This window comes from Microbacterium sp. 1S1 (assembly GCF_008271365.1).
Lineage (GTDB): Bacteria > Actinomycetota > Actinomycetes > Actinomycetales > Microbacteriaceae > Microbacterium.
In genome coordinates, this window is sequence record NZ_CP043430.1 from 319322 (window position 1) to 334401 (window position 15080).

The 15080-nt window shown below is 70.9% G+C and carries 19 protein-coding genes; 14 read left to right on the plus strand and 5 right to left on the minus strand.

From position 1 onward, the window contains the following. Positions 1–366 precede the first annotated feature (366 nt). Positions 367–1077: an MBL fold metallo-hydrolase gene (locus FY549_RS01680; RefSeq protein ID WP_149083541.1), complete on the minus strand. Its 711-nt coding sequence runs from the start codon at positions 1075–1077 to the stop codon at positions 367–369. A 79-nt stretch (positions 1078–1156) separates the two neighbouring features. On the opposite strand from FY549_RS01680, the gene FY549_RS01685 reads away from it, so the two are divergent. The 6 genes from FY549_RS01685 to FY549_RS01710 all read left to right on the plus strand — a co-directional run bounded on the left by FY549_RS01685 (position 1157) and on the right by FY549_RS01710 (position 6975). Then, positions 1157–1681 carry a TetR/AcrR family transcriptional regulator gene (locus FY549_RS01685; RefSeq protein ID WP_149083542.1) on the plus strand — a complete coding sequence of 175 codons (525 nt, stop codon included), beginning with the start codon at positions 1157–1159 and terminating at the stop codon, positions 1679–1681. Between the two features lie 49 nt (positions 1682–1730). Beyond that, complete coding sequence (locus FY549_RS01690; RefSeq protein ID WP_200838661.1) at positions 1731–2783, plus strand: alpha/beta hydrolase; 1053 nt, start codon at positions 1731–1733, stop codon at positions 2781–2783. Positions 2784–3047: 264 nt separating this feature from the next. Beyond that, a complete protein-coding gene (locus tag FY549_RS01695) occupies positions 3048–3899 on the plus strand; it encodes a tryptophan 2,3-dioxygenase (protein ID WP_149083543.1) in 852 nt (283 codons plus the stop codon). Next, complete coding sequence (locus tag FY549_RS01700) at positions 3899–4918, plus strand: amidohydrolase (RefSeq protein WP_149083544.1); 1020 nt, start codon at positions 3899–3901, stop codon at positions 4916–4918. Before FY549_RS01695 ends, FY549_RS01700 begins: the two co-directional genes overlap by 1 nt. A 1-nt stretch (position 4919) precedes the next feature. Beyond that, positions 4920–6164: a kynureninase gene (locus FY549_RS01705; protein WP_149083545.1), complete on the plus strand. Its 1245-nt coding sequence runs from the start codon at positions 4920–4922 to the stop codon at positions 6162–6164. Continuing rightward, complete coding sequence (locus tag FY549_RS01710) at positions 6154–6975, plus strand: PaaX family transcriptional regulator C-terminal domain-containing protein (protein ID WP_259614180.1); 822 nt, start codon at positions 6154–6156, stop codon at positions 6973–6975. Before FY549_RS01705 ends, FY549_RS01710 begins: the two co-directional genes overlap by 11 nt. On the opposite strand, the gene FY549_RS01715 is transcribed toward FY549_RS01710, so the two are convergent. Further along, positions 6972–7466, minus strand: coding sequence for an FBP domain-containing protein (locus tag FY549_RS01715; protein WP_149083547.1), 495 nt, complete (start codon positions 7464–7466; stop codon positions 6972–6974). The two genes, FY549_RS01710 and FY549_RS01715, sit on opposite strands and share 4 nt — an antisense overlap. A 349-nt stretch (positions 7467–7815) precedes the next feature. Here FY549_RS01715 and FY549_RS01720 point away from each other — a divergent pair, with 349 nt between their 5' ends. Continuing rightward, positions 7816–8106, plus strand: coding sequence for a hypothetical protein (locus FY549_RS01720; RefSeq protein ID WP_149083548.1), 291 nt, complete (start codon positions 7816–7818; stop codon positions 8104–8106). 21 nt (positions 8107–8127) lie between these two features. On the opposite strand, the gene FY549_RS01725 is transcribed toward FY549_RS01720, so the two are convergent. Continuing rightward, a complete protein-coding gene (locus FY549_RS01725) occupies positions 8128–8529 on the minus strand; it encodes a hypothetical protein (RefSeq protein WP_149083549.1) in 402 nt (133 codons plus the stop codon). A 191-nt stretch (positions 8530–8720) separates the two neighbouring features. Between FY549_RS01725 and FY549_RS01730 the strand changes: the two genes are divergently transcribed. Beyond that, entirely contained in the window at positions 8721–8927 is a 207-nt protein-coding gene (locus tag FY549_RS01730) for a CsbD family protein (RefSeq protein ID WP_149083550.1), read from the plus strand. A 66-nt stretch (positions 8928–8993) separates the two neighbouring features. On the opposite strand, the gene FY549_RS16400 is transcribed toward FY549_RS01730, so the two are convergent. Further along, on the minus strand, positions 8994–9158 hold the full coding sequence (locus FY549_RS16400; RefSeq protein WP_187614902.1) for a hypothetical protein: 165 nt from the start codon (positions 9156–9158) through the stop codon (positions 8994–8996). A 121-nt stretch (positions 9159–9279) separates the two neighbouring features. Between FY549_RS16400 and FY549_RS01735 the strand changes: the two genes are divergently transcribed. The 6 genes from FY549_RS01735 to FY549_RS01760 all read left to right on the plus strand — a co-directional run bounded on the left by FY549_RS01735 (position 9280) and on the right by FY549_RS01760 (position 14309). Further along, positions 9280–9546, plus strand: coding sequence for a Rho termination factor N-terminal domain-containing protein (locus tag FY549_RS01735; protein WP_149083551.1), 267 nt, complete (start codon positions 9280–9282; stop codon positions 9544–9546). Between the two features lie 5 nt (positions 9547–9551). Continuing rightward, positions 9552–10628, plus strand: coding sequence for a YbdK family carboxylate-amine ligase (locus FY549_RS01740; protein WP_149083552.1), 1077 nt, complete (start codon positions 9552–9554; stop codon positions 10626–10628). Positions 10629–10666: 38 nt separating this feature from the next. After that, entirely contained in the window at positions 10667–12073 is a 1407-nt protein-coding gene (locus FY549_RS01745) for an MFS transporter (protein WP_149083553.1), read from the plus strand. Continuing rightward, complete coding sequence (locus tag FY549_RS01750) at positions 12070–12960, plus strand: endo alpha-1,4 polygalactosaminidase (protein ID WP_149083554.1); 891 nt, start codon at positions 12070–12072, stop codon at positions 12958–12960. Before FY549_RS01745 ends, FY549_RS01750 begins: the two co-directional genes overlap by 4 nt. A gap of 99 nt (positions 12961–13059) precedes the next feature. Further along, on the plus strand, positions 13060–14106 hold the full coding sequence (locus FY549_RS01755; RefSeq protein WP_149083555.1) for an iron-containing redox enzyme family protein: 1047 nt from the start codon (positions 13060–13062) through the stop codon (positions 14104–14106). Continuing rightward, on the plus strand, positions 14103–14309 hold the full coding sequence (locus FY549_RS01760) for a CDGSH iron-sulfur domain-containing protein (RefSeq protein ID WP_149083556.1): 207 nt from the start codon (positions 14103–14105) through the stop codon (positions 14307–14309). Before FY549_RS01755 ends, FY549_RS01760 begins: the two co-directional genes overlap by 4 nt. 6 nt (positions 14310–14315) lie before the next feature. Here FY549_RS01760 and FY549_RS16655 read toward each other — a convergent pair whose 3' ends face one another. Next, positions 14316–14726, minus strand: coding sequence for a YggS family pyridoxal phosphate enzyme (locus tag FY549_RS16655; RefSeq protein WP_262381085.1), 411 nt, complete (start codon positions 14724–14726; stop codon positions 14316–14318). Positions 14727–15080 lie beyond the last annotated feature (354 nt).

Genomic DNA, 15080 nt, shown 5'->3' on the forward strand with positions numbered 1-15080 from the left:
TCGCACGGGGCGGGATGGATCCCGCCCCTCGCAAGCGCCCGTCAGGCAAGGTTTCGATCCCCCACGGGACCTCCCCTCGGTCGCGGGACGCGAAACGCGCCTCGCGAGCCCCACGCAGGCGCGATTCTGATCCCGCACCGGGATCGTGCCACCGACACTCGCGCCGCGGGCGGGCGGTGTCGGGCACACTCGCGGGACGGACATCGAACCTCCGCCGCGCGTCTACGGTGCGTTCTCGGTCCGGCACCGCGGGATGACCTTCGGGCAGGGCGGAAAAGACACCTCGGGGGCCGCGGGGAGGCGCGTTCTTGAACTCGGCCGGTGCGAACGAGCACTCGGGCGAGGGGAAGGACGGACGGAGAACGGTCAGGAGTGGGCGCGGACGGCTGCCGCGATGTCACCGGGAGTACCGCGCCACGGAGCGCCGTGGCCGGGGAGGACCCACGCGGCGTCGAGCGCTGCGAGACGGTCGAGCGAGGCCAGGGCCTGCGCCGGGTCGTCGGTGAACGGGGCAGACTGCGCCCCCGTCTCCCCGGTGAGCACGTGCCGCGTGGTCAGGGCGTCGCCGACGAACACCGCGTCCACCGCAGGGACGTGCACCGCGATGCTCCCCGGCGAGTGCCCAGGGAGAGCCACGACGACCGGGGCCCCCGGAAGATCGAGCACGTCGCCGTCCGCGATCTCCGACACCTCGGCGACATGACGCGTGCGCAGCGCGCTCTTGCGGAGGCCGTAAGCGAGGAAGCCGAGCGTGGGGCCGAGCCGGGCAGCACCCATCGGAGTCTTCGGCTTCTCCCCCGTCCGCACGCGGTGGGCGTCAGCATGGTGGATGAAAACCGGGACCCCGGCCTCGCCGCGCAGTCGTTCCGCGAACCCGATGTGGTCGCTGTCTCCGTGGGTCAGCACGAGTCCGCGAACGTCGGACAGCGGGCGGCCGATGCCGTCGAGCTCCCGCAGCAGGTCATGCCAGTGTCCGGGCAGCCCCGCGTCGACGAGGGTGACGCCCTCCGGGAGGTCGATGAGGTACGAGGCGACGATGTCGTTGCCGAGGCGGTGGAGATGCGGGGCGAGCTTCATGGCGATTCCTCTCGGGCGATTGCGATGGCTACGTTACATAGCTATCATGGCTATTGTCAATAGCCATCGAGGAGGTCCGATGCCCACCCCTGAACGCACCTCGACCGACGCCATCGTCGCGGCAGGTCGGGAGATCCTCGAGGCGAACGGCCTGGCAGGGCTCACGATGCAGGCGGTCGCCCAGCGGGTTGGAGTTCGCGCCCCCTCCCTGTACAAGCGCGTGCGCGACCGTGAGGCCCTGCACGTCGCCGTCGCCACGGCGTCCGTCGACGACCTCACCACCCGTCTCGAGGGTGCGGGCGACGACCTCTCCGCCCTCGCCAGGACCTACCGCGCCTTCGCCCACGCGCACCCGGAAGGGTTCCGCCTCCTGTTTCTCACCGCGGTTCCCCAGGAGGCTCTCGAACGCTCCGCCGCGCCCGTCATCCGGGCCTGCGCCGCCGCCGTCGGCGAGAAGGACGCGCTCGATGCCGCCCGCCTCTTCACCGCCTGGGCCACCGGCTTCCTGCAGATGGAACTGTCCGGGGCGTTCCGACTCGGTGGCGAGGTGGACCGCGCCTTCGACTACGGCCTTCGGCACCTCATCGCGAGCCTGACGACCTGACATTCCGTCACACCCTGCTCGGCCCGACGGATGGTGGCACACTGAGGCCGTGGAAGACTCCAGGAGCATCGACGCCCCCGCCCTCGCGACGAGCGGTCGGAGGCCCTGGCGCCGCACGAAGATTGCCCTGGGCATTCTCGCCGCCGCCGCCGCAGCGGTCGCGATCGTCGGAGCGCTCACCCCGTGGCCGTCGGCGATGATCATCCGGTCGGTGTTCACGAAGGGCGGTGACGAGACCGCGGCCGAGATGATGAAGCACGTCCCGGACACCGTGCTCGACGAGCGGAAGGACGTCGCGTACGCAGGCGCCGGTGCGGACACGACCATGGACGTCTTCCGCCCCGCCACCGCGGATGGCCCATTGCCGACCGTGGTGTGGATCCACGGCGGCGCGTGGATCTCCGGTTCCAAGGAGGACGTCGACCCGTACCTGCGCATCCTCGCCGCCGAGGGGTACACGACCATCGGCGTGAACTACACCCGCGGGCCGGAAGGCGTGTACCCGCTCGCGGTGCATCAGCTCGACGAGGCGCTCGCGTACATCGACGCCCACGCGGAGGAGCTGGGCGTCGACCCGCAGCGGATCGTGCTCGCGGGAGACTCCGCCGGAGCCCAGCTCGCCAGCCAGATGGCCACTCTCATCACGAGCCCGGAATACGCCGGGATCCTCGGCATCGAGCCCTCCCTCCGGGCGGACCAGCTCGTCGCGACGGTGCTGCACTGCGGCGTCTACGACCTCGCCGCCCTCGCGGAACTCGACGGCGTCGCCGGCTGGGGTTTCAAGTCCGCGATGTGGGCCTATTCCGGAACCAAGACGTGGGCGGAGGACTCCACGGGGGCCACGATGTCGACGGTGGACTGGGTCACGGCCGACTTCCCCGCGACCTACATCTCCGGCGGCAACGGCGACGGGCTGACCTGGCTCCAGTCGATCCCGATGGCGAAGCGGTTGGAGGAGCTCGGGGTCGATGTGACCCCGGTGTTCTGGCCGGTCCCCCACGAGCCCGCCCTCCCGCACGAGTATCAGTTCCACCTCGATATGCCGGAGGCCCGGAAAGCCCTCGCCGACACCCTGGACTTCCTCGACACCCACACCCGTTGACCCACCAGCACGATCTCGGCACGCATGCACGACTCATTCCCGCGGGTGCCCGTCCGTCCGTTCTCCGATCGTGCAGGTGGGTCCCAGGGAAGGATGCACGACCCGGGCACGGAGGCACGACCCGGGCACGGAGGCACGACCCGGGCACGGAGGCACGAGCGAATCGGGCGGAGGACTGTGCGAGGGTCGCCGGATCGTGCAGGTGCGCGGAGAGCCGACATGACATTACTGTGACGACCGGCACGGAAGTGATATGTTCACGGGATGCACCCCGCGAACGAACGCGCCCTCGAGTCCGGCATCGTCACGGACCTCTCCGGCCGCATGACCTACGGCTCGTATCTCGCGCTCGACCAGCTCCTCACGGCGCAGCACCCGGTGAGCGTCCCGGAGCACCACGACGAGATGTTGTTCATCGTCCAGCATCAGACCACGGAGCTCTGGCTCAAGCAGTTGCTGCACGAACTCAGCTCCGCACGGGAACTCCTCGCGGCCGACGATCTGCGTGAGGCCCTCAAGCGCATCGCCAGAGTCAAGCGCATCCAGGACGTGATGACGCAGCAGTGGTCGGTGCTCGCGACCCTGACCCCGACGGAGTACGCCCAGTTCCGCGGCGCCCTCGGCAACTCGTCCGGCTTCCAGTCCGTGCAGTACCGCGCCGTCGAGTTCGCACTGGGCAACAAGAACGAGAAGATGCTGAGCGTCTTCCGCGACCACCCCGCGAACCTCGCGCTCCTCACCGCCGAGTGGGAGAAGCCCACACTGTACGACGAGTTCCTCCGGTACGCCGCCCGCCGCGGGCTCCCCGTCCCGCGCGAGATCCTCGACCGCGACGTGCGGGAGCCCTACCGCGAGACGCCGGCCCTCGTGCCCGCGATCCGCGCGATCTACCAGGACCCGCGCACGCACTGGGACCTCTACGAGGCCTGCGAGGACCTCGTCGACCTCGAGGACAATTTCCAGTTCTGGCGCTTCCGTCACCTCAAGACCGTGTCGCGCACCATCGGGATGAAGGTCGGCACGGGCGGCTCGAGCGGCGTCGGCTTCCTGCAGCGCGCCCTCGACCTCACGTTCTTCCCCGAGCTGTACACCGTCCGCACCGAGATCGGCGCCTGATGTTCCGGGCGACGTTCTACGACCGGGACCGCTGGCGCGAGGGCGTCGTCGGACTCGGCACGGACGGCCGTCCGCAGCTCCGCGATGAGACGCCGTCGCCCGGCGCCCGTCGCCTCTCCGGCCGCGTCGTCGGGGGCTTCACCGACCATCACGTGCACCTCCAGCTCGTCGATCACACGCTCCTGGCCTCATCGCGACTCGGGCAGGTGGTCGACCTCGGCGGCGACCCGACGACGGTCGCACGGATCGCCGTGCACAACTCAGGAGAAACCGCCGCCGGAGTCGCCGCCCGGGCGGTCTCGGGAGCGGGGGAGCCGGATTCTCCTGAGTTGCGGACAGTGAGCTACGCCGGCGCCTTCCTCACCCCTCCCGGCGGCTACCCTTCGGACCGCGCCTGGGCTCCGGCGGGCTCGGTACGAGAGATCCCCGACTCCGGCGCGGCGGAGGCCGCGGTGGCGGAGATGGCGTCGGCGGGCGCATCCTGCATCAAGGTCGCGAGCAACAGCACCGCAGGCCCGGTGTTCTCCGACGCCCTGTTCCGCACGATCGTCGAGCGCGCCACGGCGCACGGCCTGCCCGTGGTCGCCCATGCCGAAGGCCCCGGCGAGGCGCAGCGCGTCGGAGTCCTCGGGGCGGCCCGGCTCGCCCACGCCCCGTTCACCGAGCACCTGGACGACGAGGAGATCGCCTACCAGGCCGCTCACGTGTCCTGGATCTCCACGCTCGCCATCCACGATGCAGCCGCCCGAGCGGTCGCGGTCGACAACGTCGCCCGTTTCCACGCGGCCGGCGGCACCGTCCTCTACGGCACGGACATGGGCAACGGACACACCCCGGTGGACCTGAACCCCGCCGAGGTCACCGCCCTCCGCACCGCCGGGCTCGATGACGACACCCTGCTGCGCGCCCTCGCACCCACTGACCCGCTCGACCACCGCTCCCTCCTCCTGCTGCTGCCGGAGGGATCCGTGGACCCCCTCTCCGCCCGTCCCCTCTCCCCCGCCGACCTGAAGGTGTGACATGACCGACCGCTCCGCCGACACCGCCCTCCTCGACGCCGCTCGCGCCCTGGACGCCGCCGATCCGCTCGCCTCCCACCTCGACGCCTTCGCCGAGGCTCCCGGCGTCACCGCGTACCTCGACGGGAACTCGCTCGGCCGCCCGTTGCGCGACGTGCCCGAGAAGCTCGCCGCGTTCGTGCGGGAGGACTGGGGTACGCGGCTGATCCGGTCTTGGGACGAGCAGTGGATGACCCTTCCGCTGGAGCTCGGCGACCGCATCGGTGCCGTCGCCCTCGGGGCGGCCGCCGGGCAGACGGTCGTGTCGGACTCCACCAGCGTCCTCCTCTACAAGCTCATGCGAGCAGCCCTTCGACAGGCTCAGGGACCCAGGACGGAACTGGTGATCGAGGAGGGGAACTTCCCCACGGACCGCTTCCTCGCGGAGGGCGTCGCGGCGGAGATGGGGGCCACGCTGCGGTGGATCACGCCCGACCCCGTGCACGGGGTCACGGTCGACGACGTCGCCGCTGCGGTCTCCGAACGGACCGCGTTGGTGTCGCTGAGCCACGTCGACTACCGCTCCGGCGCCCTCGCGGACATGGCAGGCATCACCGCCGTCGTCCACGACGCCGGCGCCCTGATGATGTGGGACCTGTGCCACTCGGCGGGCGTCGTGCCGATGCAGCTCGACGCCTGGGGCGTCGACATGGCGGTCGGCTGCACCTACAAGTACCTCAACGGCGGCCCCGGTTCGCCCGCGTTCGCCTACCTCCGGCGCGACCTGCAGGGCGTGCTCCGTCAGCCGATCCAGGGCTGGTGGAGCGCCGCCGACATCTTCGCCATGGCTCCGGAGTACGTCCCGGCCGACGGCATCCGTCAGCTCCTGAGCGGCACGCCGCCGGTGACGTCGATGCTGGCGATGCAGGGCATGATCGACCTCATCGAGCAGTCGACGATCGCGGGGGTGCGGGCGAAGTCGGAGTCGCTCACGGCCCTTGCCGTCCGCGCCTACGACGAGGTGCTCGCCTCGCTCGGCGTCCGGCTGCTCAGCCCACGCGACCCCGCCCGGCGCGGTGGTCACATCACGATCGGACACCCGGACTTCCGCGAGGTGACCCGACGGCTCTGGGCCGACGGAGTCATCCCCGACTTCCGCTTCCCCGACGGGATCCGGCTCGGGCTGTCCCCGCTGAGCACCTCGCATGTCGAGACGGTCACCGGCGTACTGGCGGTCCGGGACGCGGTGGAGTCCGGTGTCTCCTGAGCCCGTGGCGCCGGTCGTGCTCGATGACATCGATGCCCGGCCCGGCAGCACCGCCTCGCTCCTGCGCACGCTGATCGGTCTCTACCTGCGCCCCGTCGGCGGCTGGATCTCGACGGCCGCCCTGGTGACGCTCGCGGGCGACCTCGGCATCGCGCCCGCACCCGCCCGGACCGGCATCGCCCGGCTCAAGCAGAAGGGCCTGATCGTCCCCGAGCGCCGTGACGCGATCGGCTATCGGCTGAGTCCCGCTGCGGTGCCGATGCTGGAGCGCGGCGACCGGCGGATCTTCCGGATGCGCGAGATGACCGACGACGATCCGTGGTGCCTCGTGTCGTTCTCCATCCCGGAGAGTGCGCGCAGCGTGCGGCACCAGCTACGCCGACGGCTGCACTGGATCGGCGCGGGAGTGGTGTCGCCTGCGCTGTGGATCTGCCCCGGTCACCTCCGCGACGAGGCCGTGCAGATCCTCGTCGATCTCGATGCCCGCCGGTGGGCGACCCTGTTCGAGGCCTCGGCGCCCGCACCGGCCGGCACGCTGCCGGAGGCCGCCGCCGAGTGGTGGGACCTCGCTGCGCTGCGCGCCGACCATGAGGCGTTCCAGGAGTCGCTCGACGCACTGCCCGCTGCACCGTTCCCGGCGTACGTCCACCTCATCGACCGGTGGCGGGTGCTGCCTTACACCGATCCGGGGCTGCCCCCGGCGATGCTCCCGCCTGACTGGCCGGGGCGACGCAGTTTCGAGGCGTTCGCCCGGCTGTCGGCGGAATGGGCGGCACCCGCCCTCGCGCACGTGCGCGCCGTGACGGCCTAGCGGTTCCGACCGGCGACCTCGCGGACGAATCCCGTCACGTGCTCCTGCAAGCGCACGATGCGCATCTCTCGTGCGAGTTCCCGGTCGTACCCCGGGTAGGCCAGCGGTGGCAGCTTCCGCACCGCCTCGTTGCAGCCGAACTCCGCACACGCGAGCACGCCGACCGTGTCGCCCTTGCGGCCGGCGGCCCCGGCACGTCGGGCGACGTACAGCTGGACGTCGTTGCGGAGCGTCACGTCCTCGCACCAGGAGCACTGTGCGCGGGCGAGCACGCGCTGTTCGGCGCGCTGGAGCACGACGCCGACCGGCTCGTCGTCGATCCAGGCGACGACGTAGGAGCGGCGGGGCAGCTTGGGGTCGACCCAGCCGAGGTAGTCGAGCCGGTCGAAGTCCGTCTCGGCGAAGCCGGGCGGCAGGGTGAGGTCGGAGACCTCCTTGCGGGAGGCGTTGCAGAAGGAGGCGCGCAGCGCGCGCTCGTCGATGGGACGCATGAGGGATGAGCTTTCGGTGTGATCGCCGGACGGCGAGACGGATCGGAGGATCGCCCGGACGGACGCCGGGGTACGACGCGGTGCCGGGGACGGGTGTTCCGCCTCCGGCCGGTCCTCAGCCTCTGTCTGCGGCGCTGAACGCGCCTGCAGCTCCGCTCCGCGCCCCGAGGGCGCTCATCGACGACAGCACCCGGCGAGCCTACACCCGTTTGTTTCGTCGCGTGTCGGGGCGGCTGCGGGATCGTGCCGCGGTCGACGTACGCTGGCCGGACGCCGATCCGAAGGAGACCCCGTGTCCACGCCGCTGCACCGCCGTCCGCCCCTCGAGGTGCGTGAGCGTGCGGCGTGCATGTGTGTACGCGGCGGCCGCTGCTCCTCGTCGGCGCCGGGCCACGCGCTGCATCTGATCCAGGAGCGCCTCGCCGCGACGACGCCGTCCGGGTGGGCGGACGGGTTCGTGACGGCGGCGGATCCGGTGTCCGGCGACCTTGTCGTCCGCACGCTCGACGGTACGACGCATGCGCTGTGGAACGGCTCGGGAGCGGCTCTGGAGGCCGGGATCGGCAGTCCCGTGGCTCTCCACCGAGACTACGGCGTGCTCGCCATCGGCCGTACGCGCTTCAACGTCGCGTCCGTGTGACGGCGTCCTGATCACACCGGGTCAGGCACTCGCCATCATCATGTCGCGGACGGCCATGCAGGCGTTCATGCAGGCCTGGCACGCCTGAGCACACAGCCGGCAGACGTCACTGTGCTCGGCGTGCTGCATGCACTCGTCCATGCACATCTGGCACATCGCGATGCAGGCGTCCAGCATCGCCATCAGGGTCGCCGGCGTCATGCCCTGCATGCGGAGCATCGACCGCATCATCGTGTGACACATGTCCGCGCAGTTCATGCACGCCGGAGCGCAGTCCATCTCCTGCGTCGCGCACACGGTACACGCCTGCTCGCAGGCGGCGCATGCGTCCATGCAGGCCTGGAGCACCGACATGTCCATCATCGCCATGTCCGGCATCGACTCCATGTTCTTCGACATGGCCCCCATCATCATCGCGTCCATCGTGCTCGGCTCCCTTCGTCGCGGACGACGGGCCGACCGCCCGTCTGGCGCCAGGCTAGCCCCTGGCGGGGCAGGAGTCGATGGGGGCGGAACGCTGACACGCCCTTCGGCGAATGTCAATCCCGTGGACGGGCCTCTGGCCCGGTGCGATGCTCGAAGAGCAATCGATCCGTCAAGGAGAGGAGCCTCATATGAGTGGCGCAGATGACATGAAGAACTCCGCCGAGAAGCTGGGTGGCAAGGCCAAGGAAGGCTTCGGGAAGCTCACCGACAACGAGAAGCTCGAGGCCGAAGGCCAGGCGGATCAGGTGAAGGCCGACGCCAAGCAGGCCGGAGAGAACGTGAAGGACGCCGCCGGCAAGGCCGGCGACAGCATCAAGGACGCGTTCAACCGCTGATCGCCCACCCGCTGATCCCACGAAGGGGAGGCTCGCCGGTGGCGAGCCTCCCCTCCGCACTCCGGGTCAGACCTTGCGGTTGCCCGAGATCGATCGGATCAGCCACGCGATCACGGCGATGGCCAGGAGCACCAGACCGACCCACAGCAGGAACTGGAGCGACTGCACCAGTCCTCCGGTGATCGCGAGGATCACGGCGATGACGATGACGATGATCAGGAGGATGTTCATCGGTCTTTCCCTTCTCTGGGGGCGCGGGCGCCCGACTGCGGTGAGCCCACGCTAGCCCCGGACGGCCCCCTCGTCGGAGGGGGTTGACTTCCACCCTCCCGATGCGCGAAGGAGCAGGACAATGCCAGGACGACGCAACAATTCCCTGAAGGACCCGGAGCTGTACGAAGAGCTCCGGGAGGACGGCGCCTCAAAGGAGAAGGCCGCCCGTATCTCGAACGCCGCAGCGCGTGACGGCCGGAGCAACGTCGGCCGACGAGGCGGGAAGCACGGGGACTACGAGGACTGGACCGTCCCCGAGCTGAGGAAGCGCGCCAAGGAGCTCGGCCTCACCGGATACAGCGGCAAGCGCAAGGCCGAGCTCATCTCCGACCTGCGAAACCACTGAACCGGATGACGTGCTTCGGGATCGAGGAGGAGTTCCTCCTGCTCGATGAGGATTCGCTCGTTCCCGTCGCCCTGAGCGGTGACGTCCTGGAGCGCATCGGCGGCGCGGTCGTCGCCGGGCGCCTGACCACGGAGTACCTGGCCTCGCAGATCGAGGCACTCACCGACCCGGTGCGGTCCGGAGCCGAGGCCGCGGGACAGCTCACCGCCCTGCGTGCGCTCGTCGGCGCGGCCGCCCGCGCCCGGGGAGCGATCGCGGCACCGACCGGTTCCCCGTACACGACCCTCCGCTCGCCCCGGCTGTCCCCGTCCGCGCACTACGACGACGTGGCGCGGCGCCTAGCTCACCTCACCCGCGAGCACGAGGTGAACGGGCTGCACGTCCACGTGGAGGTGGTGGACGAGGAGGACCGCGTCAAGGCCCTGAACCGCCTCCGGGCGTGGCTCCCGCTCCTGCTCGCCCTCAGCTCGAACAGTCCCTTCGGCAACGGCATCGACACCGGGTTCGCGAGCTGGCGCAGCATGCTCATCCGACGGCTTCCCTCTTCCTGGTGCCCGCCCCGTTTCGCCGACGTCGACGACTACCGCACACGCGTCGATCAGCTCCTCGACCTCGGGACCATCGGCGAGGCCACCTCCCTCTCGTGGGCGGTCCGCCTCTCGGAGCGCTACCCGACCGTCGAGGCACGGGTCGCGGACACGCAGCTCACTGCCGAGGACGCCGTGTTCTCCGCGCTGCTGACCCGCGGGATCGCGCTCGCCTCCGAGCAACAGATCGTCGCCGATGAGACGGACGCGATCGACGCCTCCCTCTGGATGGCGTCGAGGGCGGGGGTAGAGGCGCGGATCGTCGACCCGCTCACGGGCGAGGTCGCGCCCGCCCGGAGCGTGGCGATGCATCTGTTCGACGACATCGCCCCGGTGCTGAGCGAGCTCGGCGATGAGGAGACGGTGCGGGCGGGACTCGAGCGCATCGGAGCGGACGGTCCGGGCGCCACGCGGCAACGCGCCGCGTACGCGAACGGCGGGATCGCAGGCCTCGGCGCGTTGCTGCACGACGGCACCCGCGCGACCGGAGACTGACCCGCCCCGACGTCGCCGCCCGGGAGTAGGGTCGGCCTGTGTCATCCTTCGCCCCACTCCAGCGACTCGTCATCGCGATCGCTGTGCTCGCGTCGTTCGTCACCTTCCTCGACGGCACCGTGGTCAACGTCGCCCTGCCCGCCATCAGCGAGGAGCTCGGCGGCGGCATCACGACGCAGCAGTGGGTCGTCGACGCCTACCTCATCACGCTCAGCGCGCTGATCCTCCTCGCCGGATCGCTCTCGGACGCCTACGGCCGGGTCGTGGTGATGCGGATCGGCCTCATCGCCTTCGGCATCTCGTCGATCGCCGTGGCCGCCGCCGTCGATCCCCTGATGCTGATCGTCGCCAGGGCGGCGCAGGGCGCCGCCGGCGCGCTGCTGGTCCCGAGCTCCCTCGCCCTCATCACCGCCACCATGCGCGGCGATGTGCAGGCCAGGGCCATCGGGGTCTGGACGGCCTTCACGACGGCAGCTCAGCTCGTCGGCCCGCTGCTCGGCGGAGTCTTCGTCGACTTCCTCTCGTGGCGGTTCGTCTTCCTCATCAACGTGGTCCCGATCGGCATCACGCTGCTGCTGTTGGCCCGCCTTCGCCTCCCCGAGCACCCGCGGGGCATCCGGGTGGACTGGTGGAGCGGTGCCCTGTGCGCGCTCGGCCTCGGCGCGGTCGTCTTCGCGCTCATCGAGCAACCGAACCTCGGTTGGGCCTCCCCCGCCATCTGGATCCCCGCGATCGTCGGAGCCGCCCTCTTCATCGCCTTCCTGCTGCGCCAGCGCCGCTCCGCCGCTCCCCTCATGCCGCTCCGGCTGTTCCGGGTGCGGGACTTCGGCTGGGGAAACCTCGCGACGCTCTTCGTCTACGCCGCGCTCTCCCTCAACGGCTTCGTCGTCGGCGTGTACCTCCAGCAAGGGGCCGGATTGAGCGCGACGGCGGCGGGCCTGGCGAGCCTGCCGATGACCATCCTCATGATCCTGCTGAGTTCCCGTGCCGGAGGATGGGCGGGACGGTGGGGTCCTCGCATCTTCATGACGATCGGCCCGCTCGTCATGGCGGTCGGCGCGCTGATGCTGCTCACCGTGTCCGCAGACTTCGACTACTGGTGGCAGGTGCTCCCGGCCATGATCGTGATGGGCCTCGGCCTCTCACTCACGGTCGCTCCGCTGACAGCCGCGATCCTCGGTGCCATCGACGAGAACCACTCGGGTATCGCCTCCGCCGTGAACAACGCCGTCTCCCGCGTCGCCGGACTGCTCGTGGTCGCGATGCTGTCGACCATCGTCGGCGGCACCCTCGACCTCGACGGCTTCCACAGCGCCGCCTGGGTCACGGCCGCTCTCCTCATCCTCGGCGGAGTCGTGTCGTGGATCGGCATCCGCCGGAACCCCGCGGAGGACACCTCCGCCCCCGCCGACGCTCCGGCAGGCCCGACGTCGGAGCCGCGGTGACGCGGTCACCGCGGACGAGTCTCCCGCACCCTCGGCCGCCGCGACCCGCACGCACGTCCGCGGTCGTCGCACTGCTCCTCGGTGCCGCCCTCGCCGTCGCCGGCTGTGCGGCTGCGCCGCCCGCTCCCGGCCTCCCCGCCGCGGGATCGGGGCCGAGCGCCGACGTGGCACTGCCCCCGGCGGGTGCCGTTCCGGACTACCAGCTCGGCGGTGCCTACGGCCCGCCCGGGGGCGTGGAGATCGTCGCGCGCGACCGGGGCGCGCCCCCGGCCCGAGGCCTCTACTCCCTCTGCTACGTCAACGGTTTCCAGACGCAGCCGGGCGAGCTCGCCGACTGGCCGGACGACCTGCTCCTGCGAGCGGACGGTGCTGTGGTGTTCGACCCCGACTGGCCCGACGAAGCCCTTCTCGACACCGGGAGCGCGGCGCAGCGATCCCGAATCGCCGAGATCGTCATCCCGTGGATCGATGGCTGTGCGGAGTCGGGTTTCCAGGCCGTCGAGTTCGACAACCTCGATTCCTTCTCGCGCTCGGGCGGCGCGCTCACGCTCGACGACAACCTCGCCCTCGCCGAGCTCCTGGTCGCCGCGGCGCACGGCGCGGGTCTCGCCGCCGGTCAGAAGAACGCCGCGGAGCATGCCCCCGCCCTGCGGGAACGCGCGGGGTTCGACCTCGCCGTCGCCGAGGAGTGCGCCGCCTACGGCGAGTGCGGCGCCTACGAGGCGATGTACGGGGAGCACGTGATCGACATCGAGTACACGGACCACCTGCCCCGATCCTTCGCAGAGCTGTGCGACGACCCGGAAGCGCCGGGATCGATGGTGCTCCGCGACCGTGAGCTCGTCACACCGGACGACGAGGGATACGTGTTCGCCGCGTGTCCGTGACGGGGCGCTTGCCTGCCGGGCGCCTCGGCGTCAAGTCCCTGGCGGCCCCCGCGCGCGCGGGTGAGGATGACGGTGATCGATCCGATGGGAGCCCTCCTCATGACCGTTTCCACCCTCGACGCCGACACCGCCGTCGCCTTCTCACCCCGCGGTCCCGTGTCGAGCGCCGTCCTCTCCGTGCTGACCGGGCGCGGCGAGGATGCCGCCGCCCTTCCTGACCTCGCCACCGCGGCCGTCGCCGCGACCAGTGACGCGGTCCGTGACGACGACATCCAGCTCGCCCTGTTCGTCCTCTACGCCTCGTCGTACGGGTCGCTGCCGCAGCTCGATGCGGCGCGGGAATGGGATGCCGGCGTGGTGACCGCGCGTCGCATCCTCGAAGACGCCTTCGAGGCGGCGCTCAGGGAGACCGTGCCGGTGCCCGACCTTCCGGAGCCGACCGTCGACGCCGTGGGCCGCGCCCTGTTCGCCCTCGCCGCCGCGGACACGGGTCCCAGCCTGTCGCGGCACATCGCCAGGAAGGCGACGCGGGACCAGGCCGAGGAGTCTCTCATCCTCCGCTCGGTGTACACGCTGCGCGAGGCCGACCCGCATTCCTGGGCCATCCCGCGGCTGACCGGACGACCCAAGGCCGCACTCGTCGAGATCCAGTCCGACGAGTACGGTGGCGGTCGCCCGCAGCGTGTGCACGCGGAGCTCTATGCCTGCGCCCTCCGCGCCGCCGGTCTCGACGACACGTACGGCGCCTATGTCGACGATGCGCCCGCGATCACCCTCGCCTCGCACAACATGATGAGCCTGTTCGGCCTGAACCGTCGCCTCGTCGGAGCGATCGTCGGTCACCTCGCCGCGTATGAGATGACCTCATCGATCCCCTGCCGCTTCTACGCCGATGGCCTGCACCGCCTCGGGTTCGCCGACGAGGTCGCCGCGTACTTCGAGGAGCACGTCGAGGCCGACGCGGTGCACGAGCAGATCGCCGCCCGGGACCTCGCCGGAAGCCTGGCCGAAGATCGCCCTGAGCTGCTGGCCGACATCCTGTTCGGCGCGGCCGCGTGCCTCACGGTCGACGGCTGGGCGGGTGCTCACACCCTCGACGCGTGGGCGGCGGGCGGCTCCGCGCTGCGGGGAAGGGCGTCAGCGTGAGCCGGCGGGACGAGCCCGTCACCGTCACGGCCTATCCGGACGGGCCGCTGCTCGTGCGCGGGGAGGTCGAGCTGCACGCGAGCGACGGCACCGTCATCGATCCGCGGCGACGGACCGTGGCGTTGTGCCGTTGCGGGCTCTCGGCACTCAAGCCCTTCTGCGACGGCACGCACAAGGCTGCCGGCTTCCGCACGGAGGACTGAGCGAAGTCAGCCCTCCGGCCAATAGTGGCTGTCCGGGACCGCGCGTGCGCCGAAGATCGCCTGCCCGACGCGCACGCACGTCGCGCCCTCCTCGACGGCGATCTCATAGTCGCCGGACATGCCCATCGACAGCTCACCGTCGCCGATGAGGTCGGGCGTCTCCTGGCGCGCCTCGTCGCGGAGGGCGCGCAGCAGCGCGAAACACTCGCGTACCCGCGCGGTGTCCGGGGTGAGCAGCGCGAGCGTCATCAGCCCGCGCACGCGGAGAGAGGCATACGCGGGCAGCGCCTTCAGGAAGGCCGGCACCTCCTGCGGAGGCATACCGAACTTCGAGTCCTCGGCAGAGGTGTTCACCTGCACGTACACGTCGAGGCTGCGCCCGGCGGCTTGCAGCCGCCGGTCCAGGGCCTCCGCCACCCGCAGCCCTGTCGAGCGCCTGGAACTCGGTGGCGAACGCGGCCACGTCCCTGGCCTTGTTGGTCTGCAGGTGCCCGATGATCACCCAGTCCACGTCGAGGTCGGCCGTCTCCCGGTTCTTGCGCACCGCTTCCTGCACCTTGTTCTCACCGAGACGGCGCAGCCCGGCACCGATGGCCGCCCGCACCCGGTCGGTCGGAACCGTCTTGCTCACGGGGAGCAGCCTCACCTCGCGCGGATCGCGACCCGCGCGCTCCGCGGCCGCATCGATGCGCGTCCGCACGGCCGTGACGTTGGCCCGGAAGTCCTCCGCGCTGAACGCCGTCGGATAGCGATCGGAACGGCCTCCGGCAA